This is a genomic window from Oleiphilus sp. HI0079, from assembly GCF_001635105.1.
In genome coordinates this window covers 1-730 of record NZ_LWFT01001220.1, presented here as the reverse complement: position 1 = coordinate 730, position 730 = coordinate 1, and the positions used below count along the sequence as shown (strand labels likewise).

Below are 730 nucleotides of genomic sequence, written 5' to 3'. Positions count from 1 at the left end.
CGATCCGCAAGCGCCAACGTTAGCACCAAAGCTTCAATGCCCGACCCGATCTGCATTGCATATTCTGTCCAAAAATTGTTCGGTAGTGCGCCGGTACTCCTGCCCGTTGTAATGGCAAACCCTAGCGTCAGGGGAACCCACGCAATAGTGAAGTAAATACCGGATCGCTTACCTTTAAACCAACTGATTGGCCCAGCAAAAACAAGTACCGCAAAAAGCAAAACACCACCAATGGCCGATACACGCACTGAAAAGTCGTAGCCCATAAACATGGATACGCCGAGATCAAAGATCTCAAAACCGACCATCACCAAAATGGCTTTATCCAACATCGGAGTGCCACGATAGGTTCGCATAAAGCTGCGCGCAAAAAGCAAAGAGAACAAAGCAAGAAAGGGCATCGACATAAGGAACAATCGACTGTTCAAATCGGGTGCATGAGGCAACACCATCTGATGAATAAAGCCTCGACTGCTCGCAAAAAATACTAGGTAGCCAAAAACGGCTAACGCGTAATACAAATACAATCTTTCACGCAGTGTAAAAAATACCGCTAGATTCAAAAGCAAGATGACGGCTAAAGCGCCATAGTAAAAAAAGTGGATTTTCTGTTCGCTTGCAGCAGACTCAAAGAAGGATTTCTCTGTCCAAAGATACAGGGGCAGCAACATCGAGCCCTGGGTTTTGACTCGGGAAATAACCGAAATATCCTGATTACTCTCTAACTGAA

1 protein-coding gene is annotated in these 730 nt (G+C 45.8%); it reads right to left on the bottom strand.

What is annotated here, in order from left to right; all coding sequences use genetic code 11:
- Positions 1 to 730: 7TM-DISM domain-containing protein (locus A3750_RS21635; protein ID WP_197475225.1), on the bottom strand; the 730-nt coding region annotated here is incomplete at both ends.